Source organism: Allobosea sp. 05T438 (genome assembly GCF_056396025.1).
Genome location: NZ_JBFTKQ010000063.1, coordinates 1 through 527 on the forward strand (window position 1 = coordinate 1; position 527 = coordinate 527).

Annotated in this window: 1 protein-coding gene; it reads right to left on the reverse strand. The window is 62.0% G+C overall.

Annotated features, from left to right (window positions below):
• A partial coding sequence (locus AC1DIN_RS29930; RefSeq protein ID WP_476812363.1) for an amino acid ABC transporter ATP-binding protein occupies positions 1-527 on the reverse strand: 527 nt, incomplete at both ends.

Consider the following 527-nt stretch of genomic DNA (forward strand, 5'->3'; position numbering starts at 1 on the left):
AAGAACTCGTTGGGGGTGTTCATCTCGACGATCTGTCCGGCGTCCATGAAGATGACGCGGTCGGCGACCTGGCGGGCGAAGCCCATCTCGTGGGTGACGCAGAGCATGGTCATGCCCTCCTCCGCCAGCGAGACCATGGTGTCGAGCACCTCCTTCACCATCTCCGGGTCGAGCGCCGAGGTCGGCTCATCGAACAGCATGATTTTCGGGCTCATGCACAGCGAGCGGGCGATCGCGACGCGCTGCTGCTGGCCGCCCGAGAGCTGGCCCGGATATTTCGCCGCCTGCTCCGGGATCTTGACGCGCTTGAGATAGTGCATTGCGATCTCCTCGGCGTCCTTCTTGGGCATCTTGCGCACCCAGATCGGCGCCAATGTGAGGTTCTCGAGGATCGTCAGATGCGGGAACAGGTTGAAGTGCTGGAACACCATGCCGACATCGCGGCGGATCTCGTCGATCTTCTTGAGATCGTTGGTGAGCTCCGTGCCATCGACGATGATCTGGCCCTTCTGGTGCTCCTCGAGCCG